Source organism: Nostoc sp. ChiQUE01b (assembly GCF_034531255.1).
In the GTDB taxonomy this organism is placed as follows: Bacteria; Cyanobacteriota; Cyanobacteriia; order Cyanobacteriales; family Nostocaceae; genus Nostoc.
The window spans coordinates 1-22,846 of sequence record NZ_JAVRBM010000029.1 but is presented as its reverse complement, the minus strand read 5'-3'; the positions used below and the strand labels follow the sequence as shown (position 1 = coordinate 22,846).

General features: G+C 42.4%; 18 protein-coding genes. 8 read left to right on the top strand and 10 right to left on the bottom strand.

Annotated elements, in window-relative coordinates:
* Positions 1 to 153 precede the first annotated feature (153 nt).
* The 3 genes from RMY63_RS19515 (at position 154) to RMY63_RS19505 (ending at position 5,315) form a co-directional block, all read left to right on the top strand.
* Positions 154 to 1,074, top strand: a complete 921-nt coding sequence (locus RMY63_RS19515; RefSeq protein WP_322730289.1) for a DUF928 domain-containing protein — start codon at positions 154 to 156, stop codon at positions 1,072 to 1,074.
* Positions 1,075 to 1,242: 168 nt separating this feature from the next.
* Entirely contained in the window at positions 1,243 to 4,017 is a 2,775-nt protein-coding gene (locus RMY63_RS19510) for a CHASE2 domain-containing protein (protein WP_322730288.1), read from the top strand.
* The gene (locus tag RMY63_RS19505) at positions 4,014 to 5,315 is read left to right on the top strand and encodes a response regulator (RefSeq protein WP_322730287.1); all 1,302 of its coding nucleotides are present in this window, start codon (positions 4,014 to 4,016) and stop codon (positions 5,313 to 5,315) included. Before RMY63_RS19510 ends, RMY63_RS19505 begins: the two co-directional genes overlap by 4 nt.
* 269 nt (positions 5,316 to 5,584) lie before the next feature.
* On the opposite strand, the gene RMY63_RS19500 is transcribed toward RMY63_RS19505, so the two are convergent.
* The 4 genes from RMY63_RS19500 to RMY63_RS19485 form a co-directional block, all read right to left on the bottom strand.
* On the bottom strand, positions 5,585 to 6,616 hold the full coding sequence (locus tag RMY63_RS19500) for an HNH endonuclease (RefSeq protein ID WP_322730286.1): 1,032 nt from the start codon (positions 6,614 to 6,616) through the stop codon (positions 5,585 to 5,587).
* A 346-nt stretch (positions 6,617 to 6,962) separates the two neighbouring features.
* Positions 6,963 to 7,550: a hypothetical protein gene (locus RMY63_RS19495; protein WP_322730285.1), complete on the bottom strand. Its 588-nt coding sequence runs from the start codon at positions 7,548 to 7,550 to the stop codon at positions 6,963 to 6,965.
* A 140-nt stretch (positions 7,551 to 7,690) separates the two neighbouring features.
* On the bottom strand, positions 7,691 to 7,999 hold the full coding sequence (locus RMY63_RS19490; protein ID WP_322730284.1) for a hypothetical protein: 309 nt from the start codon (positions 7,997 to 7,999) through the stop codon (positions 7,691 to 7,693).
* 144 nt (positions 8,000 to 8,143) lie between these two features.
* A complete protein-coding gene (locus tag RMY63_RS19485) occupies positions 8,144 to 9,817 on the bottom strand; it encodes a mechanosensitive ion channel (protein WP_322730283.1) in 1,674 nt (557 codons plus the stop codon).
* Positions 9,818 to 10,184: 367 nt separating this feature from the next.
* Between RMY63_RS19485 and RMY63_RS19480 the strand changes: the two genes are divergently transcribed.
* Positions 10,185 to 10,634 (top strand): SRPBCC family protein, encoded by a 450-nt coding sequence (locus tag RMY63_RS19480; protein ID WP_322730282.1) that lies wholly within the window; start codon positions 10,185 to 10,187, stop codon positions 10,632 to 10,634.
* An 11-nt stretch (positions 10,635 to 10,645) separates the two neighbouring features.
* On the opposite strand, the gene RMY63_RS19475 is transcribed toward RMY63_RS19480, so the two are convergent.
* From RMY63_RS19475 to RMY63_RS19465, 3 genes are all read right to left on the bottom strand, one after another.
* Positions 10,646 to 10,789, bottom strand: coding sequence for a hypothetical protein (locus RMY63_RS19475; RefSeq protein WP_322730281.1), 144 nt, complete (start codon positions 10,787 to 10,789; stop codon positions 10,646 to 10,648).
* A gap of 38 nt (positions 10,790 to 10,827) precedes the next feature.
* Entirely contained in the window at positions 10,828 to 11,649 is an 822-nt protein-coding gene (locus tag RMY63_RS19470) for a SirB1 family protein (protein WP_322730280.1), read from the bottom strand.
* 225 nt (positions 11,650 to 11,874) lie between these two features.
* Entirely contained in the window at positions 11,875 to 13,530 is a 1,656-nt protein-coding gene (locus tag RMY63_RS19465; protein WP_322730279.1) for a metallophosphoesterase family protein, read from the bottom strand.
* Positions 13,531 to 14,124: 594 nt separating this feature from the next.
* On the opposite strand from RMY63_RS19465, the gene RMY63_RS19460 reads away from it, so the two are divergent.
* Positions 14,125 to 14,667, top strand: a complete 543-nt coding sequence (locus tag RMY63_RS19460) for a Uma2 family endonuclease (protein WP_322730278.1) — start codon at positions 14,125 to 14,127, stop codon at positions 14,665 to 14,667.
* Positions 14,668 to 14,797: 130 nt separating this feature from the next.
* On the top strand, positions 14,798 to 15,043 hold the full coding sequence (locus tag RMY63_RS19455) for a hypothetical protein (protein ID WP_322730277.1): 246 nt from the start codon (positions 14,798 to 14,800) through the stop codon (positions 15,041 to 15,043).
* 98 nt (positions 15,044 to 15,141) lie between these two features.
* Here the strand turns inward: RMY63_RS19455 and RMY63_RS19450 are convergent, their stop codons facing one another.
* The gene (locus RMY63_RS19450) at positions 15,142 to 16,674 is read right to left on the bottom strand and encodes a DUF3131 domain-containing protein (RefSeq protein WP_322730276.1); all 1,533 of its coding nucleotides are present in this window, start codon (positions 16,672 to 16,674) and stop codon (positions 15,142 to 15,144) included.
* 149 nt (positions 16,675 to 16,823) lie between these two features.
* Between RMY63_RS19450 and RMY63_RS19445 the strand changes: the two genes are divergently transcribed.
* Positions 16,824 to 17,399 (top strand): TIGR04376 family protein, encoded by a 576-nt coding sequence (locus RMY63_RS19445; protein ID WP_322730275.1) that lies wholly within the window; start codon positions 16,824 to 16,826, stop codon positions 17,397 to 17,399.
* A gap of 204 nt (positions 17,400 to 17,603) precedes the next feature.
* The gene (locus tag RMY63_RS19440; protein WP_322730274.1) at positions 17,604 to 20,807 is read left to right on the top strand and encodes an NACHT domain-containing protein; all 3,204 of its coding nucleotides are present in this window, start codon (positions 17,604 to 17,606) and stop codon (positions 20,805 to 20,807) included.
* Between the two features lie 80 nt (positions 20,808 to 20,887).
* On the opposite strand, the gene RMY63_RS19435 is transcribed toward RMY63_RS19440, so the two are convergent.
* Together RMY63_RS19435 and RMY63_RS19430 are read right to left on the bottom strand one after the other, a co-directional pair.
* Entirely contained in the window at positions 20,888 to 22,498 is a 1,611-nt protein-coding gene (locus RMY63_RS19435; RefSeq protein WP_322730273.1) for an iron uptake porin, read from the bottom strand.
* Positions 22,499 to 22,615: 117 nt separating this feature from the next.
* A complete protein-coding gene (locus RMY63_RS19430; RefSeq protein WP_322730272.1) occupies positions 22,616 to 22,810 on the bottom strand; it encodes a hypothetical protein in 195 nt (64 codons plus the stop codon).
* Positions 22,811 to 22,846: the final 36 nt, after the last annotated feature.

Below are 22,846 nucleotides of genomic sequence, written 5' to 3'. Positions count from 1 at the left end.
TTTTTTTACAGCATTTTAGCTCAAGCTCGCCTATACTGCTAGTAGAAGTTCTCTGACTTTACTGTTACTTAGACTTATTCTCTGAGCTTCTGACCATAGTCGAAAAAACGCATTTTGTTTGTATCACATTTCAATGATATAAGGAAAAACATCATGAAACGTCGATATTTAGCTAGTACATTGAGCGTCATCGCTCTGATCGCTAGCAGTGCATGGACTAGTGCTCATGCTATTACATTTACCCCACCCGCCAACAGTGGCTCTCCCAGACAAGCAACTGGAGGAGCTTCTCGCGGTAGTATATTTACCCCTGCTGTCGGTAAAGGTGCGCCCAGACAAGCGACTGGAGGAGCTTCTCGCGGCAACCTCTTTACCCCTGCTGTCGGTAAAGGTGCGCCCAGACAGGCAACTGGAGGAGCTTCTCGCGGCAACCTCTTTACCCCTGCTGTCGGCAAAGGCGCTCCCCAACAAGCAAGTGCGGGTGCTTCTCGCGTTGGTACTTACTACTTGAATCCATCAACTACAAGTACAACGCAACCAGCAGCGCTAATCGCCCTCTTGCCTCAAAACTTCTATGGCACAACAGTCTCTGAACGTCCCACAATATTGGTGTATCTCCCAGCTTCCAATGCCGAAGAAGCAGTGTTCAGCCTCAAAGATGAAGCTGGCAATATGCAATATCAGATGAACATTTCAGTTGCAGGGAGAACTGGGGTAATCGCGATCGAATTACCAGCTAATGCGCCCGCTTTAGCTGTTGGTAAAAACTATCAATGGTTTTTAGCACTCAAAGTAGATGGGCAACTCAGTCCAAGTACGCCCTACGTCGATGGTTGGGTTCAGCGTATCCAGCCCAGCGCTGAGTTGGCAACAGCAATCCAAGAGCAAGATGCTCTGAAGCGGGCTACTGTTTTGGGTAAAAACGGTGTTTGGTATGACTGTGTGGCAACACTTGCATCGGTATATACCGCTCAACCTGACAATATAACTCTCCGCAAACAATGGGAAGAACTTCTATCCTCAGTGAGTTTGAAGGAGATTGTAACAGCGAACTTATTAGCATCTACTAACTAATGCCAATTTGGGCATTGGGCATTGGGTACAAGAGGCAGAGGGGCAGAGGGGAAAGACTTACTGCAACTTCTTTCTTGCTCCCCTGCTCCCCTTCTCCTCTGCTCCCCTGCTCCCCTCCACCCAATCCCTAATTAACCCTAATCCCAACCCCCATCGTATGGCACAAATATGTGGCGCAGATTCCAGGCTTTTATCCAACGTACTCGCAGCGTTTTGATTATTACTCCCAGCGTTGCCTTGACGGTTATGGTTGGGCAATCGTTGGGACTTTTCAATTTACCGGAATGGAAAATTCGCGACGAATGGGTTCGTCAGCGATCGCCTGTAGCGATCGCAGATGAGATTGTGATTGTCACAATCGATGAGCGCGATATCCAATCGGTGCGTAAATGGCCAATTCCAGACTGGGCGCTAGCACGATTACTAGAAAAAATCCGGGCGCAGCAGCCGAGAGCCATTGGCTTGGATCTCTATCGAGATTTACCAGAAGGAAGCGGACACGAGCAACTTGTTCAAGTCTTTCGCAACACTCCCAATTTAATTGGAGTTGAGAAAATTACTGGTGAACGCGTCAATCCCCCACTGGAATTGAAAAAACAGGATCGGGTAGGATTAGCAGATTTAGTGTTGGATGGCGATCGCTTTGTACGTCGTGCCCTTTTGACAGCTGAAGATGCCAAAGAGAAAAACACTATTAAAGCCGGACTAGCAACCCTTGTAGCCCTAAAGTACCTCGAAGCTGAAAAAATTAGCTTAGAAAGCATTGACCCCCAACAGCAAAAGTTTCAGTTGGGTAAGGAAATTTACTTACCACTGCAAAATCAAGAAGCAGGTTATACCGATGCTGATTTAGGAGGTTATCAAATTCTGCTCAATTGGCATGGAACAGATGCCGCATTTCGGACAGTTGCGATGCGCGATGTCTTAGCAGGAAAAATTCCGGCAGATTTGATGCGCGATCGCATGGTATTTATTGGGTCAATTGCCTCCAGTACCAATGATTTCTTCAGCACACCCTTCTCTTCTTGGATCTCTGCTCAAAAACCGACTCCAGGTGTGGTTGTTCATGCGAATATTGCTCATCAACTAGTACGAGGAGCAAAAACAGGAAAAGCCAGTCTGCATGGTGTTTCTGGCATTTCTTTATCACTCTGGATTGTTTTGTGGTCTGTGATTGGTTCTACAGGTAGTTGGTTGTTATCTAGTAACAAGCTGCGGGTTCCCGGCGGCAAAATTCTTTGGGCAACTGTAGGCATCAGTGGAGCCTGTATATGGGGTGGCTATGGAATGTTTTTGTCTGGTATTTTAATTCCGGTAACACCCACCTTAGCCGCGTTTATCGGTAGTGTGATTGCAACAACTAATGCCTATAAACAGCGAAAGTTAGAAGAAACCAATCGCCAACTGGAAATTGCCAACAGTCAACTATTAGATTATTCCAAAACCCTAGAGACGAAAGTCGAAGAACGAACTCATGAATTAGTTGAGGCAAAGCAAGCTGCCGATGCTGCCAATCAGGCCAAGAGTGAGTTTCTCGCCAATATGAGCCACGAACTACGCACACCTCTAAATGGCATCCTTGGGTTTGCCCAGGTACTAGAAGGATCGCCAAACATGACAGCTAAAAACCTCGAAGGAGTCAGCATTATCTACCAATGCGGATCGCATCTTTTGATGCTGATCGATGACATTCTCGATCTCTCGAAAATAGAAGCGAGGAAATTGGATTTGGTTATCACTAGTGTGCATCTGCCTAGTTTCTTACATGGTGTAACTGAGATTTGTGGTATCCGGGCTGAACAGAAAGGGATTGGATTTAATATCTTAATTAGCGATCGCCTACCACTTGCCATTGAAGTCGATGAAAAACGGCTGCGGCAAGTGTTAATTAACTTGCTGGGCAACGCGATCAAATTTACAGATAGCGGGAGCGTAATTTTCAAAGTAGAGTTATTAGAGACTGGACAAGAGTCTTCCCAATCTCCAATCGCCAAGATTCGTTTTCAAATTGAAGATACGGGTATTGGGATGTTACCAGACCAACTGGAGAAAATCTTTTTGCCGTTTGAGCAAGTGGGTGAAGCAGGGCAACGATCTGAAGGTACTGGCTTGGGATTGGCCATTAGCCAAAGAATTGCGGCATTGATGGGGAGCCAAATTCAGGTGCAGAGTCACCTGGGCGAAGGAAGTCTGTTTTGGCTGGATTTGATAGTATCAGTACCACTCGCTCATGACTGGCGTGGAGGAGCGATGTCTACGACAGATTACACTCCAACTCCCCAGAAAATTACCGGGATTCAGGGTAGCGCGCCTCAGATTCTAATTGTCGATGACGATCGCAACCACTGTTCTATGTTGACCAATCTGCTCCAAGAAATTGGCTGTCGAACCCTAGAAGCAACCGACGGCAACCAGGGGCTACAGGTGGCAATTAAAGACAATCCAGATGTGATTCTGCTCGATTTAGCCATGCCCAATATGGATGGTTTTGAGCTAATGGTTCACCTGCAAGCGAATCCACAAACTCGTTCTATTCCGATTATCGTCTCTAGTGCCAGCGTCTTTGAGTCAAATCGTCAGCGGAGTTTAGAGGCAGGGGCAACAGCATTCCTACCCAAACCCCTCCAGATTGAGGAACTACTCAATAGACTGCGATCGCTGTTGGGAGTGGAATGGATGTATGCCGAATCTTCGCCTTCCAAAGGTGAGCAGATCAGTAATAGTGAATGGATTCTACCATCCCAAGATGTTTTGCAGCAACTCTATCATTTAGCAATGATGGGAGATATCTCGGCGATTGAAGGAATGTTAACAGAACTAATTGAGCAAAATAGTCAACTAGCTCCCTTTGCAGCAGAGTTAAGCAAACTCACTGCCAATTTCCAAACCGGAAAAATCCGTAAGTTACTCAAATCATTTGTCACAACGGAGTTACATCCATGAACGCTGTTCCGATCTCGAAACCCATACATATTCTATTAGTGGATGACAATCCAAACAATCTCAAGGTGTTATCTGAAGCGATTCAGAGGTGTGGCTGGAAAGCCCTGATGGCAACAGATGGAGAATCAGCGATCGAACAAACAGAATATGCTCATCCCGATCTGATTCTCTTAGATGTGATGATGGCAGGTATTGATGGATTTGAAACTTGTCGCAGACTGAAAAACAATCCGATCACTCAGAATATTCCAGTAATTTTCATGACTGCCCTATCCGATTCTACAGACAAGGTGGCGGGATTGGAAATAGGTGCAGTTGACTACATTACCAAACCCTTCCAACATGAAGAAGTCATTGCCCGTTTAAAGTTACACCTAAAAATTTCCCATCTCACCCGCACATTAGAAGAACGCGTGCAAGAACGCACCACAGAATTAACTCAATCTTTACAGAAGTTACAGCAAACCCAACTACAAATGATCCAGAGTGAAAAAATGTCCACTTTAGGGCAGATGGTTGCAGGTATTGGTCATGAGATTAATAATCCGGTTGGTTTTGTTGGCGGAAATTTATCTTATATTGAGGAACATGTAAATAATCTGCTTCGCTTGGTGAGCCTGCAACAACAAAAGCTAACGCAGCCAGACCCGGAAATTCAAGAGCTTCTTGAAGAAATTGACTTGGAGTATCTGGCAGAGGATCTACCGAAACTTCTGGCATCAATGCACCAGGGCATTACCCGTCTTAAAGAGATCAGTCTCTCTTTGAGAACTTTTACTCGCGCAGATATTTCATCTCAGGTGGAATTTCAGATTCACGAAGGAATTGATAGCACCTTAATGCTGTTGAAACATCGACTCAAAGGCAATGGCGATCGCACTAAAATCCAGGTTATCACACAATACGGTGAGTTACCTCCAATTAGTTGCTATCCCGGACAACTGAACCAAGTATTCATGAATATCATCGCCAATGCTATTGATGCATTTGATGAACTCTATCAAAATCATTCCGATCCAGAGATTGCTGCTTGCGAGAATATCATCACCATTACCACATCGGTTAATCCCCAGCAACAAACCGTCACAATTTGCATCCAAGATAACGGCCCCGGTATGCTTACTGAGGTGCAATCTCGAATTTTTGAGCAATCTTTCACAACCAAGCCTGTAGGTAAGGGAACCGGGCTGGGATTAGCGATCAGCTACCAAATTATTGTTGAAAAACACAACGGACAAGTCAACTGCTTGTCAGTACCTAGTGAGGGGACAAAATTTATTATTACTCTGCCTATGTAACTGAATATACATTAATTCTATCAGAAATTCCGCAACTCTACTTGATTACACTCGATTTAGCCCATAACCTGAGTAAAACCAGATTCACTTCTCTTTAAATTTTCTTTACGAATCAACTCTAAAGGTTGCACCTGATTTTATTGATTATTTAGAAGTTTACAATAAATTAATTATCCAATCTTGTCAGATGGACTGAAAAGCCCGCATTTGTCTACCAGCAGGCGAGATACCCACCCTAATTATGCAATTTTAATCTAGAATAGCTGATTTCAGAGCGCAGAACCATCAAACGCAGTTTTGTAAGCATCAGCAGTTTCTATGCCAAAACCTCCAGCTTCGACATGACGAACTAGCGATTGAATGATGGGTGTAGCAATACTAATACCAAATAAAGCATTGAAGCCTGCAACAACGACTGGTGCTGATAAAATAACTGTAAATTCTGGGAATAAAGCTAACACAGCTATCAAGACCAAAAAAACAATTGGTGTCGCAATACCTGCTGCCTTTGCTGCTTCAAAAATTAGATTTTGATACTCTTCAACAGTAATATCGCCTCGATAAAGATCCAAAGAGTAGGAAATCGCCGTTACTACAACCTGAGTGAGAATAGCTGTTCCTGTTGCAGTAATCCCAAGTTTCGCGATTGTCCCAGAATTGCTGACAATTGAATCTACCGCATTATAAACCCGAATATAAAACTGTTCGCCAACAGTCATGACTTTGGCTCCTCGGCGGAGATTATCAACACCTACTTCCCAAAGGATATTATCAGCAGCATTCGATCCACCTTGGGAACGTGGATTGATGTGGCTACCATGCTTATCTCTAAGAAATTGACGAATTGTATATTCTTTACCTCCAAGCTTTGATGTGCCAGGAATTTTCTCAAAAAGCTTCATGACATCTGCATCAGAGCGAGGTAAGTCTCCCACCCGAACACCAGCATGATATCTCAGCCTATTTGCAATCTTGGGCATTTCTTGGGCTAATTCGGCAGCTGTCTTTGGTAAATTTTGCAAAGAATCAGTCAGAACCATGCTAGATGCAGCAACTTCAACAGCAGTTTGTTGAAATGTTTTACTAACATTTTGAACAGTTTGAAAACCTGATTGTGTTGCGGTGGTTGACAAACTTTGTAAATCATTAACTGCACGGATACTTGAAGTCGTTATATCGCTAGTAGCGTTCTTGATTCCATCAACTACCTCATTCATCCCGTTTACTACATTGTTGGCTGCTTCTTGAGCTTTATCTCTAACCGTATCTGCCAAATTCTGTGCTTGGTTGATAAAATCCATGTTTTTTGCTGTAGAGTGCTTCCTCCAGTTTCTCTTTTTTAAACTAAGAAACACCTCAGCATTCATGACGAATTTACGTCCAAAGTTTTTAAAGATATAGTAATCACTTTATATTGTTTGTGTATGTTACTTTCAAAAACTGTACTATCCGACTTATAACAATCCTAATAAATTAGTTGTTACATTGGACAGCAGACGGTGGTATCAGTTAGTCCGACACCATTGCATAACTAACGGGAGCGATGGTGGCAATAAAAATATTCGCTTGGTAAAGTCTATTTAGTCTAAGCCATAAAGTTGCAAATATACTAATAGCAATGGTCATACCAAGTACTAAAAAACAGTTTCATGATTTGAAGTTTAGCGATTTAATAAAAGATGCCCCATTCGTTTTTAGCTCTTCAGATGATGGGGTTATTATCATAGCCTCAACAGCATAATTATTTTTCATACAAAGCAAACTTCTTTGATATAATAATTTATTATTTATGTTTAATCCTTTTTTCTTAATTTCTTCTTGCAAGTAAGTACTGGGTTTGCCCATTAAAGTAAAGTCTTGACAGTTATATCCACTTTGATTAATGGAGGACTGAGATACTTGTTTACCATCAATAAAATTTGTTTTATTAGCAGTTTTCATTAGAATCTGCAAAACTTTTGGGATTCTTTGCGGGGCTATTTGTTGGAGAAAAGTAGAATAGGTCACTGAATATATAGATTCATTCTTAAGAGTTGTCCAATTCCGGTTATTAATACCTTTTTGTGGAGTACTAATTTCTTCTAAAATAGTCCCTGGCATTAAGATACTAAAATTTCCTTCTTTGGATGTCAAAAGTTTTTCTTGGGATGATGCAGGTGTGCAAGCCGATAAAACAAATATCCCGAAACAATTAATTATCCAAAAACGTTTAATAATTTTGATAAGTAAATCCATAAATGTTATTATATAAGAATTTTTATTTATAATCTAAAGCTATTCCTCAGCTGATGCACACGTTGCCACTCCTGTTGTGTAATCTTGTAATTTGTAGCGTTTGACCGACGAATTACAGTAAATGTCTTTAACACAGGGTCTTATCTTAAGTTTTCCCATAATAGTGGTTTTTCTAACACAAAGGCTGCCAAATCAAATCTTGACCCAAGATTTCCCACCAACACGGCACTCATCACTTCAATAACCCACATCAGCACGGCTTTCAGTAATTTTGGGAAAATCGATTGTTCCTGCGATGGACTACGCCCCGCCTTCTTGCGATGTCTACGACGGGCTGCGCCTATGCGTCCTTGCTTTATTTCAGCTTTCTTGCAACTAAAAAAGGTGACTCGAAAAATACGATTAAATTGAGCTTCAAAACTCAGAACTTGAGCTTCAGAACTTGACATTACGAGTTCTTTACTCAAACTCCGAGTTTCTAAGCTTCTAAGTTTCAACCTCTTAAGCAAAATTGCCGATAGATTTTCTGCACTATTGATGCTTACGGCTGCACTTTTCCAGATTTACAGATGAAATTGCGCTTTCATCAATTTTTAGTTTCTACCTTTGAAAGAGTTTAGCCATTCTTGAACTTGCTCTCGTGCAATATCGCGCCCTCCAAGACCAAAAGCTAGGGCAATAGCAACTGCGATCGCACCTAGTAAAAGTCCAAAGGCTAACTTCACAATATCACTGCCAACTCCAATCTGTTGCAGTGCCATTGCCGAGACTAAGGCAATGATGGCAATCCGCGCCACCTGACCCAAAATCTGCGCCTGACGTTCACCGGAACTGGTAATGATATTAAAAGCCAGATTTGCTAAGAATAAGCCAATAGCAAAGATCGCCAATCCTGCCAAAATCCGCCCGAATATGATTACAATCCCAGACACTAATGCTGTCAGGGCTGGAATATTCAAGATATTCACCGCCGCCACCGTGGCAAACAGCATGATACCCACTAAGGCAACAATACCTGCAATTTCCGATGGAGTGCGGGTTGTAATCGGCTCAACTGTTGGTTGTGTTGAAACTACAATTCGTCTGCTGGGTGTTGTCAGACCCAAAATAGTGAAAATGTTATTAAACCCTAAATTGGTGAGGATACTTGTAACCAAGTCCGCAATAAACCGCCCGACGAAATAGGCAACAATCAAAATTGCCACGGCTGTAAAGATGGCAGGTAGGGCGTTGAGAACCTGTTGCAGCATAGCGATCGCAGGTATTGATATCGCATCAATTCGCAAGGCATTCAGCGCTGCGATCGCCACAGGAATCAAAATCAAAACATAGACAATTGTGCCGATAATACTTGATAGAGGTTGCACCCCCCCATTAGAAGAGAATCCCAACCGACTACCTAAATGGTCTATACCAGTTGTCACCAGCAAGTTCGTCACAATCCGCCGCACCACATTAGCGATGAACCAGCCAACTACAGCAATTAATATCGCTGCTAAAATGTTCGGCAGAATGAGCAGAACTTCTGTAATTAAAGCTTGTACTGGTTGTAGAGCCTGCTGTAGTCCGAGAGTATCCAAAACTGGAGCGAGAAACAGTAGAAATATAAACCAATACAGAGCATTGCCAATCGTCTCACTCAGAGAAAGCTGATTGAGGCTGGGTGCCCTGTCTTCTGGTTCTGGATTCAAACGCTCATCCAGGTTAAATGCCTGTAATGAGCGCACAGTGATAATCTTCACAATGGTCGCCAAAAACCAGGCGGTTACTAAAAGGATTCCCGCACCAACCAACTTTGGCAAAAAGCCAATAAGTTGATTGAGAAAATTATTCAGAGGTCGAGAGGCTACCTCTAAATCTAATGCCTGTAAAACAGCTACTGCCGTCAGTAGGATAATGCTCCAAAATACTAAGCTGGAGATTAATTTCTCTACTTGGGGAACATCTTGACGACCTGTTACCCCTGCGGCAATGCGGTTATCTATATTTGTGCGATTGAGGATTCCTCGCGTCAGTGCGGCTACGCCGAAGGCAATTAGCAAACCTACTAACAAAATTGCCACTGCCCCCAGCAGACGGGGCGTAAATAAAATCAACTGTTGAACAATACCTTGTACATCAGCGATTCCTTGATTCACTGCTGGTTGCGCCGATTGCAGGCTGGGCGATTGTGCTAAAAATTGCTGCACCCTCGTGGATGAACTAACTCCATAGGCGTAGCCTGTCGTAGACATCACCTGGGTTATTTCTTGCCAAGTTGTGTTCATGGTTTTCGGGAATTATGCTTAAGTATTCGCCGCAAACACTAAGTCAGTGTTTTGCCTATCAATTTACCAGTAAAAACATACATATTTACTCATATTTGATTTAATATACGGGCATTGGGCATGGAAAAGAGATAAGGGAGAGGGGGGAGATAAGGGAGAGGGGGGAGAGACTTCTTCAATAATTCCCCTTTGTCCCCTTGTCTCCCCTACTCCCCCTGCTCCCCCTGCTCCCCCTCATCCCCCTCATCTCCCTCATCTCCCCCTGCTCCTCTACTTCCCCTACTTCCCCTCCTCCCCTACTCCCTCATCCCCCATTCCCCAAAATTTTGCGTTACTCTAATTGCAGCAACAGCACCAAAGATGTGGAATGTCCCAAGTTTTGGAACAATCGATTCAAATTAATGCTACAGCTACGGTGGTGGAGCGCTGTATTAGCGATTTAGCTCTCATGCACCGTTGGCTCAACCCCGTTCTCCGTTGCGAACCTGTGGGCGAAGCTTGGAGTACCGATGTCGGCAGTAAAAGTCGTTTTATTATTCAAATTCCTCTACTAAAACCCACCTTGAATAGCGTAGTTGTAGAACGACAACCGGGTTTGGTAGTTTGGGAATTTCAGGGATTTTTTCAAGGGCGCGATCGCTGGGAATGTCAACCCACAGAAAAGGGAACGCTTCTACTCAACTGTTTTGAGTACGATATCCCTAACCCCTTAGTTAGTTGGGGCTTCAACACCTTTGCTGCATCTTGGACAAAAGAAGATATGCAAGCCCAGCTACGTCGCCTCAAACGCGTCGCAGAAGAACAAAATAATTCGTAATTGGGCATTGATTATTTTCCCCTGCTCCCAATACGGTTCAGATAAGCTTTTTTTTCTCCCCCTGCTTCCCCTGCATCCCCTGCTCCCCCTGCCTGCCTCAAGGGAGAAATTTCCTTAACTGAACCGTATTGCCCCTGCTCCCCTTGTCCCCCCACTCCCCACTCCCCACTCCCCACTCCCCACTCCCCACTCCCTACTCCCTACCCAATTCGCTAAGTAGCCGCCGAATCATAAATGCATCCTCGGCATCAGGAACTTTTGCTAAATAATTTTGTAAGTCGTCTACGGCTTGGGGGTAGTAACCGAGTTGATAGTAGATTAAACCGCGATCGCGTAATTCTAAAGTTAAACCAGGAAACAGCAACAAAATTCGTTCAACTGCTGCCAGCGTTTTTTCTAACTCTTGCTGTTTGAGGTAGATAAATTTTAAATTTGTCAGTATCCGGGCCAAAAATTGCCGATTACTGACTACAGCTAAAAATTCTGGTTGTAGCGTCACAGGTTGCTGATAAAGTTGAGACAGCCGTTCCTCGCAATCTTGGGCAAATATTATTTCACCGCCATTGAAGGCATCCACAAAAATCTCTATATCGGGAATATCTGGGCGGATCAAGAAATGTCCTGGCATCCCTATACCCACCATCGGAAAATCAATCCGTCGAGCAACTTCCAGGTAAACCAGTGCTAAGGTAATCGGAATCCCCAATCGGCGATCGATTACATCATTCAAAAAGCTGTTGCGCGGATCGTAATAGTCAATTTTATTACCAGAAAATTTTAAATCATCGTAGAGATACTGATTAATACTTTGAACTATCCGCAAAGGATAACGTGAATCAGGCAGGCGTTCTTGAAGCTCCCATGCCATTGTATCTAAGGTGTTGAGGTATTCCTCTGGGTCTAGCTTGGGATATTCTTCCTGTGCAATGTATAAAGCTGCCTTTGCTAGGTCAATGTGCTCGTCAGACTGCTGAATCTCCTGGTAAAAATATTGTCGTGCTGACGAGAAGTTCATAAGCTGCTGTTCGGTGGAGGTGTGAGGATGAAGCCGCAGCTACGCCCAACTTAGGCATTACGGCTTGGCTAAAAGATGTTTTTTGTATCTATCTTCATCTTATGGATATTCAGAAGTTTTGGAAATGTAGTTTGTCGATAGCTTTTGTGAAAATTCTCGGTGTCCAGATCCCCGACTTCTGTTAGCATACAGCTGTATCCTTCAAGAAGTTGGGGATCTGAGGCTTCAGATAGGATTGCTATATTTCAACTTAAATTCGTCAAACTTTAATACTTCCGAATCAGGCTTGCGAGTATCAAAACGATAACTACTTATCGTACCCCTGCCCGTATCAAAGATACTGAAAACTGTAATATCATTACTCGAAATATAAGGCATCGGCTTTCCATCTTCACCCAGAAAGGGGGCAATTGTTGGCACTATCGGTTCTAACCCGTTGGGATCGCCAAGCTTAACATAATCCTCTTGATATCCAATTGGTACTTGTCGCTTTCTATCGCCCCAAGCAGCACCGTAAGTATTACCCACATTAGATGTTTCTAGAAAGTGCATTCCACTGGAACTAACAAAGCGATTCCACAAATGAGAATGCCCATAGAATACCAATTGCACATTAGCCGCTTCAAGTATTGGGACAACATCGCGGATAATATAATCTGCGTCTTTTGGGTACTCATAACGCACTGCTTTGATATTATTATCATCCCCTTCAATTATTTGAACTGGTTCTGTATAAGCAGGAACTATATTATCACCCAGAGTATGGGGCGGATGATGGAACATCACAACTTTGTATTTTGCTTGTTGAAACTCAGAGCTGTTGAGTTCTGTCTCTAGCCAATTATATTGCTTGCTGCCTTTAGCAATTGGCTCATAAATCACCTGTCCATAACCCCAATTTTCAGGATTATTTAAATCCTTTTCTGCTTCCTGATATCTACCCCTATGCTTTCTGGTTAAACTGGGAGTTCGCCACATATTCGTAATGTACAATACCACCAAACGCACATCACCAAAACTAACTGCATAATACCTTTTTCCACCCTCTTTACTTTTTGGTAAAGAGAAAATTTCTTCATAGGTATTAGTATTAAAAGAATTATCGATTAAAGATTTATTCGGGTAGATTTTTTGAGCAACGACACGGGGAATTGTATCATCAAATTCATCATTTAAACTTCCCGTCCTGGCAAAACGCCCCATCACCTCATGATTGCCAATGCAAGTAAACATCGGTGCATGTTGAATTATTTGTCCACCAGTGTAGATTGTCTTAACACCATCGTGCGTCATTTCATATTTAGCACGACCTTGTAAACCGGGAAACAACGCACCACCAACATTATCATCAAACCATTCTGAGGCGCGATCGCTAACATTGACCAAATCACCGGCAAACCACACACCATCAACTTGTCCTACTGTTTCTACCACCTTTTGCAGATTTGCTGCTGTCATCGGCTTTAATTGATGATCTGAGGTAAGTAGAATTTTCAGTGGTGTATCTGATTTGGGAGTAGCTCCAAGGCTAAAAACATCACTGTCAACACTCTTGCCGTCTTCTTGCATACTCGTGACACGATAGTTAACCCGCACACCAGGAGTTAACCCAGTTACCTCAGCCTCATGTCGCCAAATGTCTCGCTGTACGGGTTTTTGATAAACTTGTCCGTCTTTGGTTTGGTTTGCAACTCTTGACTGTTGGTCTTCACGTGTGCGACTGAGTTTGATAGTACTTGCTCTAGCAGTTTGTTTGAGATTTTCCCCATAGGTTACTGTATGATTGACACCAGCAAATTCAGTAAACCAAACGACTCGTACTGAAGTTTCAGTTGGTAATTGCAAAAATGGGTCGGTGAGCAGTTGGGGTACTGATGTCATAATTGTTTGCCCAAATGAACGCGCACCTACCAGAGTAAAGCATATAACAAGTACAAGTATAGCTACTGAGGAAATTTTACGGCTGCGTAAGCGTCTGAGCATGAGTCACATACCAAATTTTTTAGGGTATTCACCGACTGAACGCATTTTATAGCACAAGCCTTGGTGGTTAGGACATCAAGAGATGATAAAACTTAGACACCAAAAGACTTTTCACCCAGTCCCCAGTCCCTTGCTATATTATTACTTCTGTCCCATTATAGGAATCATAATTTGATTTCTGAAAGAAGCTACGAGATAATACGGAGGGATATATCTGTCTAACAGCGAACAATGATATACCAGGATCATGAAGCACAATCAGAGCAAGCCCATTGATTGCAAAGTTTTAATATCTGCTTGCAAATTTTCTATATCATAGTTAATCCAAATTCCCGGTTTTGCCAATTCATCTTGAAACAATTATCCGAACTTGATATTATGGTTTGATACACACTTTGAACATTGTATTACGCTCAAAGGATTGGGGTGCTTCTGAGTCAAGCAATTATAAAATTGAGCTAGGTGTATCACAAGAATGTGAGCGGTTCTGCTATGAAGACGTTGGCTAAATGGTCTGTAGACGACTATCATCGCATGGTTGAGGCGGGCATTCTGCATGGTCGTCATCTGGAATTACTAGCAGGCGAAATTGTTGAGATGAGTCCAGAAACCCCGATTCATTACACCACAGCAAAACGAGGTGCAAAATATTTAGAAGAGTTGCTCTCAAGTAGAGCTGATGTTCGTTTCAATGGGCCCATTACACTATCCGACTCGGAACCCGAACCTGATATTGCAATTGTTCGACTTCCAGAATCATCCTACAAGGATCGCCATCCTACTCCTCAAGATATCTTCTGGATTGTGGAAGTTGCCAAGACAAGCTTAAATAAAGACTTAAATATCAAGGCTGCGATTTATGCAACGGCTGCGATTCAGGAATATTGGATTTTAGACTTATCTAGCAAGCAGGTGATTGTATTAAGCAACCCTCAAGATGGTAAATACCTTGAAGAACATACTATTAGGGAAGGAATAATTACACCACTAGCGTTCCCAGACGTTTCAGTTTTTATTAACAGGCTTTTCTCATAAGGCAAATTACATCCTGAACCTTTTCTATTTCTATATATATTTATGACAAATTGAGTAAATAGCCGGAGAACTTCTGGTATATATTCAGAACACTAGAAAAACTCTGTTCTCTCCTAAAGGTAGTGAGAATATGACTAAAATATTTTTAAGTTGGAGTGGCAATGCTGGAAGGGACATTGCGAAGGCACTTCGCGATCTTCTTCCTGTGCCATTACCCATGTCAGATCCATTCATGTCAGATATAGACATTACAAAAGGTAGAAGATTAGTGCTAGTAAATACAAAGGAAAAAGATATCGGGTCGTTTAATGCTAATCGCGGTCGAGTTCGCGCACAAATGGTAGTTGCTATCAAGAACTCTGGGCTATTTACCTAGTGCAGGACAAGTCTTAGGTCTGTACTTGGACTGCGCCAGGTCTACGACGGGCTATTCGGCATCGCTCAAATTCATACTTCTATGCAACGCCAGTTTTTTCATTGTTTTAGAATCTTAGCTGTAACTTGCGGTTTTCCGATCGCCCTTTGGGTTGACTTCTGACTTTTAACTCCTGCCCAAACAGTAAGTGGCTGTCCAACTTGCTTGTACAGTAAACTCTCCAAAATTACACCATTATTGTTAGCAGTGAGAGTTTTATTTGGTTGATGCAGAGACTCATAAAAGCCGTTGTACCAACCTTCTTTAGACTTAAGATTGGCTTGAACGAAATCAAATAACTTGCGGGTATAAGCAGTGTTATAAAGTACATGCCAGCCGATCGCAGCTTTGGCACTGACGAATCGCAAATTGTTGTACTGTTCTCTGGTATCTGCGATGGTTGCCCAAGGTTCTCCGTTGACAAATAGGCTACTGTAAACAAAGTATGGCGGGCGATCTAAGTTGTCTTCGGTGACGGCGGTTAATTGTTTTGTGGCTTCATAACGTGCTGCTTGAGCAGCTAAAATCCGATCGGCATAAGCTTTAGGCAAAGCTTGAAACCCAGTTTCGATGCCATCTAAGATATAGGGTTCGCTAAGAACGTAGTTATTGGCTCCAGAATTTTTATAGTCGCGTTTATCGTAAGGAATTCCCTGTCCGTAAAGATCGACAAAGGCAGTATGAGACTGATAATCTAAGGCTTTGTTAACATCCAAGCCCCAAAGCTTCAGACCATAAGCAGCATAATTCTCATAGCCCAAGCGACCTTCTTGATTGTACTGTTCTTTGCCTTTAATAACGGCAGTACCGTACATTTGGCCATTTGTGGTTAGACGCTTGACTTGCCAGTGTTTCCAAACTGCTGCTGTTTGCGATCGCATTTCTGGATATTTTGCCTCGACAATCTTCAACCAGATTGCCATTCTTCCTAAATCAATGGCTGACCATCCAATTTCTTCGCGTTTTTCTAGTTGACCATAATTAACAGGTACGAGAGTTTTCGCATTGTAAACTTTGTTGGGTAGTTCTCCTTTGTACAAGGGCATTGACGCTAATGTATTCAACATTTTGCTCATTTTGGCTGTAAATTCAGCCGCAGGCACGATATTGAGTTCTTTAGCACTGACTAAAGCTGCGATCGCTGCTGTCTGATCCCACATACTTATAGAGGCAAAGCCATCAACAGAATTGATCAAGCCGGTTTCATCGTTCCAGTTGCGCTGGAAGTATGACCAAGCCTGACGAGCCGTTGTCATTTCTTCTGGGGTCAGTTTTCCAACTCCAGGAGCAGTATAGGGAATTATGGCTACTGTTAATTGGTTCTTAGGAATGGGTTGTCCGGGCAAAACCACAGATTTAGCATCAAGGCTGGCAATTATTTCAGCTTGATTTGCAATAGAGACAGGGGGTTGGGTTTTCTGTGGTTGAGAAGCAGTTGGAGATGTTGATATTTCCGGTTTTTTTATAGAAGTATTGGAAAGTTGCTTAGACCAACCATTTAAAAGTGCGATCGCGATCGCAGCGGTAACGATTCCTCCGACAGAAGCTAGTATGGACAAGCTCTTAGGTGGTGGTTGAAAATCAGAACTCATACTGATTAAAGCCTTATTTTGTAAGTCAGGGTTATTTGCGTAGTTTCAACAAATACATTCTTCCCAACTTTGAAATCTAACTAACACCCAGAAGTCCACCTGACTACTACAATAAAATAGTCACGCACCCGATCTCTGGAGTTCTAGCAGTGGGATTATTTGATGATTTGAGTCGGTTTCTAGAAAACCGTTTAGAAGAATTCTTGCGTAACAATCCACATTTGGAGTTAGAGGCGCTGCTAGAACAGCTGCGTGAGCAAGAAGAAGACACATTAAAGCTGATCGCAGATTTAAAATTACAAGAGAAGCGATCGCAAGAAGAAATTCTTTCCACCGCTCAAGAAATTCAGCGTTGGCATATCCGTATTCAAAAAGCCAAAAACGCCAATAGAGAAGATTTGGCAGCGGCGGCAGGTGAGCGAGAAGCAGCCCTGTTGCGCGAAGGAAATCAGCGCTGGGGACACATGCAAGGGCTGAAAGAACGCATTAACCAATCTCAGGAACTACTGCAAAAAATTCAGCAGCGGCGACAGGAGGTGCAAGCGAAAGCAGCGGAAGCACAGACAGTCCGTGCTAAAGCCCAAACCCAGCAGCGTTTTGAAACTAGTGGCTGGTCGAATCAGACTAGCAATTATTCTAGTGGTTTTGATGACTTAGAAGAGAAGTTTCGTAGCTGGGAAACTCAGGATGAGTTAGAACAAATGAAGCGGAATATGCAGAAGTGATGCACAGATGTACACTGATGTCAACTTAAGCCTTGTGTATACACCGTAGCCCAAAGTTGGGAGAGGAGAGCAAATTCTCCAGTTCCCCTTCTCCCATATTGGGAGAAGGGGTTAGGGGATGAGGGCATAGAACCCTTTCTCTTACCTAATTTCTACCTTAAGTTCACAGTGTAGTATGTATATAAACTATATATCTCAAGCAATATGAGCGTAGAGTTATTAGCTATTGTGGGCCCAGTAGTAAAAGCAGTAGCTCCAGAAATTGTTAAGAAAATCAATAGTGCATTAAATCCTACAGACTTAGAAAAAGCTTTGAAAGCAGGTGTACAATCCGCCCAAGAGTGGGATTCTAATCAAGATTATCATAAGCATTTATTTTTTCATTGTACGCAAAAGGATGCGAGAGAACTTTTAGACAGCTTTCTCAAAGATACAGGAGTTCAAGAAGAATTACAGAAGCCTTTTACAGAGAAAACAACCCCAAATCTACAAGTTTTAATTCAAATCTTCCACAAAATCAAATCAGAAAAGCCAAACTTAAAGTTTCCCTATGAGAGTATTGAATATTGGCTCAAAAAGTTTGTAGATGCTTATTTTGAACACACCAATACATATTTAAAGTTTCAAATTGCTAAAACAGATTATCTCAAACAACTATCACACTATTTTGATGGTGTTGAATTTGTCGGGATAAAGGTAAAAACAAAAGAAGAAGAAAAATTTGCTAAACTACCACAAATTTTTGTGATGCCTAATGTAGTTGAGCAGGTGGAAGTTAGAGTAAGCACAGGTTTAAAATTAAATCTAGATTTGGCTTTAGAAGAGACAGCCAACCAACAACGCCAGCAAAATTTACTTTGGGAACAACAAAGTAGTGGCAAGAAATTCTCAGCCCAAAAACTGCTGAAAGAAAGTACACGCAATAAATTTGTTGTGTTGGGAGAACCAGGAATTGGTAAAACAACTTTGATGAGTTACTTTGCTTTGATGCTGGCTAAACAGCAGACTGAAAAACTCGGTTTATCAGCAGACTTAGAGTTACTGCCAATTTTGATTAGAATTAGAGACTTAGGCAAAGCTTCAACGAAGAATCTTTTAGAATATATACGCAATTTTGCCAATAGTATTCATGTTAAAGAATTGCCCAAAGGTTTCTTTGAACATTGGTTAGAAGATGGGAGAGCGTTAATTTTACTTGATGGCTTAGATGAAATTGCTAAACCAAGCGATCGCTATGAATTTGTAAAGATAATTCACAGCTTTCTCGGACAATATTCTCAAAATCGAGCAATTATAACTTCGCGTCCAGCAGGTTATAGTCGAGAGTTTTTTGGTACAGATGAATTTCCTCATTATCAGCTAGAAAAATTTGATGATAGTCAAATTGATTTATTTATTCAGCAATGGTATAACAGCAGACTGCCAAACAACTCAGAAAAAGCACAACAGCTTCAAGAAAGTTTAAAAAAAGCATTAGCAGCACAAGAACGCATCAAATTATTAGCACGCAATCCTTTACTACTGACAATTATTGCTTTGATTCATCGCTACGAGGCACGTTTGCCTAGATACCGATATGAACTCTATAAACAGGCTGTTGATACGCTATTGATTAACTGGGATGTCAACAAGGGTATTGAGTCTTGGAAGCTGAATTATATTCAATTGGATGATATCAAAATATTGATGCAACGCCTAGCTTACTGGATTCATTCTCAAGGTGAAACTGGCGATAAAGAAGGTGGGACGCTGATTGATAGAGATGAGTTAATTACGCAATTAAGCGAATATATTCGTGAATGTAATTATCAAGTTCAGAAACATCAAGCTCAAGAAGAAGCTAAACGCTTAGTTGATCATATTACAGAACGCTGTGGTTTATTAAACGAACAAGGTCAAGATAGATATGCGTTTGTACATAAGACATTTCAGGAATATTTGGCAGGTGAAGAAATACGCGATCGCCAATCAGGAGACTTTAACGAAGTACTAAATCACATTCGAGATTATCTACACAATTCCCACTGGCGAGAGGTGTTGTTACTGTTAATAGCTCAACAAAATCAAAATAACTCGAAAAAAATTATTGAAGCAATTTTGAAACAAGAGACTACTTATGAAGAATGGCTGCACCGCAATCTTTTCTTTGTAGGTACTTGTTTAGCAGAAGATTTAAAATTATCTGATGGTAAATTGATTACAGATATTTTGCAGAAATTAGTTGAGCTTGAAGTTAGCAATTCTCAGCGAATAGGTAGGAAAGTTAAATCACAGGTTTTTCAAATTCTTTGCAATTTAAATGAAACCCGGTTTCAAGCTCAAGCACTAGAACGATTGAAAGCATCAGCAGATTTGGATAAAGAGCGACTGCGAGAATATCGGGCAGCTTTAGGTGAACAACAGGAAGTATTGGCAGAGCTGCTGGATTTACTCAAAGATGAGAGTGCGAATGTGCGTTACTCTGCTGCTTCTACATTGGGCAACTTGGGCAACGCCTCGCCACAGGTAGTTGAAGCACTGCTGGCTTTACTCAAAGATGAGACTGAGATAGTGCGTTACTTTGCTGCTGAAGCATTGAGCAAGTTGAGCAAGTTGAGCAACGCCTCGCCACAGGTAGTTGAAGCACTGCTGGGTTTTCTCAAAGATGAAAGTAATAATGTGCGTGACTCTGCTGCTTCTGCATTGGGCAACTTGGGCAACGCCTCGCCACAGGTAGTTGAAGCACTGCTGGGTTTTCTCAAAGATGAGAGTCAGATTGTGCGTGACTCTGCTGCTGTTGCATTGGGCAACTTGGACAACGCCTCGCCACAGGTAGTTGAAGCACTGCTGGCTTTACTCAAAGATGAAAGTAATAATGTGCGTGACTCTGCTGCTGTTGCATTAGGCAACTTGGGCAACGCCTCGCCACAGGTAGTTGAAGCACTGCTGGCTTTACTCAAAGATGAGAGTGATATAGTGGGTTACTATGCTGCTGTTGCATTGGGCAACTTGGGCAACACCTCGCCACAGATAGTTGAAGCACTGCTGGCTTTACTCAAAGATGAAAGTAATAATGTGCGTAACTCTGCTGCTTTTGCATTGGGCAAGTTGGGCAACGCCTCGCCACAGATAGTTGAAGCACTGCTGGCTTTACTCAAAGATGAAAGTAATAATGTGCGTAACTCTGCTGCTTTTGCATTGGGCAAGTTGGGCAACGCCTCGCCACAGATAGTTGAAGCACTGCTGGCTTTACTCAAAGATGAGAGTGAGAATGTGCGTAACTCTGCTGCTTCTGCATTGGGCAACTTGGGCAAAAACTCCAGCAATGTTACTGCTACTGTTGCTGAATGGATTTCACAACACCAGGATTCAGAATATGTAGGCAGTGTAATTGATGCACTGTGGAATTTGGTAGTCACAGAAGAATAATTTTTGTTTTTTCACTGGAAGTTCCTAAAGAGTACTGAATACTCAGCACTCTGTCGATCAAGCAAACCATTGACATTCAGTTAAAAATCGAAGGTTGTGCGAAGTACACCCACATACTGCGTATCATTTCTGCTGTCGTTTTCTGGGTTGAGAATCACCCAAAAACCAGGAGTCACTGAGATGTTGTCATTCAGGCGGTAACGATAAAATGCTTCGATATGGTAAGCGTTGTCTCGGTCTTGACGAACATCACTGTTAGAGACATGCGGTGGTATACCAAAGAGAATTCCCGGCAAGTTACCTCTACCCCCCATATCAGGAAACGACACACCAATCGCCCCAAACCAGGCATTGGCATTGTCACCATTGTTCACAAACAGAGAATCTGTTCCACCCCTACCATTGGAAATATCACTCAAACCAGAATTCTCGGCATTTGCCCAAATATATCCACCCCAAGCGTGGACTTGGAAATTCGGGGAGAAGCGATAGTATCCCTGTGTGCCGACAATATCGTTGGAAGTAGCAATGTTGTTGCCAAAGGGAGCGTTTGACAGGACGCTACCCGTCCCAGCTGAGAGTTCGATTACTCCAGCAGGACTATAGCCATGAGAGTAGGCAACACCAATTGCTCCTTGCTTACCATAATAAGCTAAGTGCGCTAGGGCGTTGTAGCCGCCATCAAACAAGCCGTTACTAGGCGATGGCACATTAGGACTGCTTGCTAAATAGCCCAAGGTGAGAACCAAATCTTTGGTAATGTTCCAGTTAGCGGCTGCACCGCCGCCACCTCGCCGGAATAAGGGACTGTATGACCCAAATAGTGAGGGAACTCCATTACCGTCATCAGCGATTGTGGGGGGAGTGACGGTGGTGGAAATGTCGGTGTAACCAATGCCTGTAGGCCCAACAACAAAGTTAAGGGAATCACTGACTGGGAAGTAATAACGGATGTGGGGGACATAAAGTGTCTCGTTGCTGTCATAATCGAAGTTCAGGCGTGTCATCCCTGTGCCTGTGGCTGCGGCAATTTGGCTGCCAACATTGGACGCAAAGTTACCAAATTCTAGCCGGACTCGCAATAAATCTTTGCCAGTGAAACTGCTCTCAAAGTTGAGACGACCCCGATTTGCAAAGTAGATGCGGGATTCATCATCTTCGCCACCTACTCTATCACCAAAGGTATCACTAATGGCGGTAATAATTTGAGCATTTAACCTAGTAGTAGTGGAAAACTGCTGCGCCTCTAATGTTGCTGTATGTGCCTCTACGGTATCTACTCGTCCGCGCAGAGTTGTGAGTTCTGTGGCAAAGTCTGACTGCAACTTTTGCAGCACTGCCAAATCTTGCTTATTAACTAAATCGCTAGTTGCTGTGGAAATTAACTCATTAATCCGATCCAAACAAGCATTTAAACCTGCGGCAAACTCATAACGGGTTAAGGCACGGTTCCCGCGATAGGTGGAATTGGGATAACCTGCAATACAGCCGTAGCGTTCCACCAACGATTGCAATGCATCAAACGCCCAATCCGTTGGTTGTACATCAGAAAACTGGGAAACAGAATTTACTTGTCCCTGCAAATTACGATTAGCATCTGCTGCATTAGAATCATCTTCTGGAGGTGCTGCCCAAACTGCTGGAATTGCCAAAAATAGAAGAAAAAAGCTATAAAAAAGAGTTTTGATCATTGACTTGTTAGTTGAAGATGATTAAATTTTGACTTTGTAACGAAAGAGATTACACTCAAACCAAAGCTTACAACTTATGAGCTCATCTACATATTTTGAACTTGGGTTTTAGGTCACTTAAAGCAACGCTATGACTTTTTGTTTATCGCTGCTTTTAATAGCCGTTTCTATAATTTGCATTACATTAATTCTGTTTTTGACAGTAACAGCAATTGGCTGATTATTAACAATAGATTGATACACTGCATCGTAATAACCTAAATAGCTTCCCTGTGAACTTTTGACTTTTTCTCGAATTATAGCAATCGTCAAGGTGGTTAGGACAAACAGTATAATCTATGAGTAAAG

What these genes read in the sequence shown, in the direction of transcription:
- RMY63_RS19435 (WP_322730273.1), bottom strand. Translation starts at nt 22,498, where the DNA reads ATGATCAAAACTCTTTTTTATAGCTTTTTTCTTCTATTTTTGGCAATT.
- RMY63_RS19480 (WP_322730282.1), top strand. Translation starts at nt 10,185, where the DNA reads ATGTCCCAAGTTTTGGAACAATCGATTCAAATTAATGCTACAGCTACG.
- RMY63_RS19495 (WP_322730285.1), bottom strand. Translation starts at nt 7,550, where the DNA reads ATGGATTTACTTATCAAAATTATTAAACGTTTTTGGATAATTAATTGT.
- RMY63_RS19465 (WP_322730279.1), bottom strand. Translation starts at nt 13,530, where the DNA reads ATGACATCAGTACCCCAACTGCTCACCGACCCATTTTTGCAATTACCA.
- RMY63_RS19440 (WP_322730274.1), top strand. Translation starts at nt 17,604, where the DNA reads ATGAGCGTAGAGTTATTAGCTATTGTGGGCCCAGTAGTAAAAGCAGTA.
- RMY63_RS19485 (WP_322730283.1), bottom strand. Translation starts at nt 9,817, where the DNA reads ATGAACACAACTTGGCAAGAAATAACCCAGGTGATGTCTACGACAGGC.
- RMY63_RS19460 (WP_322730278.1), top strand. Translation starts at nt 14,125, where the DNA reads ATGAAGACGTTGGCTAAATGGTCTGTAGACGACTATCATCGCATGGTT.
- RMY63_RS19490 (WP_322730284.1), bottom strand. Translation starts at nt 7,999, where the DNA reads ATGTCAAGTTCTGAAGCTCAAGTTCTGAGTTTTGAAGCTCAATTTAAT.
- RMY63_RS19500 (WP_322730286.1), bottom strand. Translation starts at nt 6,616, where the DNA reads ATGGATTTTATCAACCAAGCACAGAATTTGGCAGATACGGTTAGAGAT.
- RMY63_RS19470 (WP_322730280.1), bottom strand. Translation starts at nt 11,649, where the DNA reads ATGAACTTCTCGTCAGCACGACAATATTTTTACCAGGAGATTCAGCAG.
- RMY63_RS19455 (WP_322730277.1), top strand. Translation starts at nt 14,798, where the DNA reads ATGACTAAAATATTTTTAAGTTGGAGTGGCAATGCTGGAAGGGACATT.
- RMY63_RS19510 (WP_322730288.1), top strand. Translation starts at nt 1,243, where the DNA reads ATGTGGCGCAGATTCCAGGCTTTTATCCAACGTACTCGCAGCGTTTTG.
- RMY63_RS19515 (WP_322730289.1), top strand. Translation starts at nt 154, where the DNA reads ATGAAACGTCGATATTTAGCTAGTACATTGAGCGTCATCGCTCTGATC.
- RMY63_RS19505 (WP_322730287.1), top strand. Translation starts at nt 4,014, where the DNA reads ATGAACGCTGTTCCGATCTCGAAACCCATACATATTCTATTAGTGGAT.
- RMY63_RS19450 (WP_322730276.1), bottom strand. Translation starts at nt 16,674, where the DNA reads ATGAGTTCTGATTTTCAACCACCACCTAAGAGCTTGTCCATACTAGCT.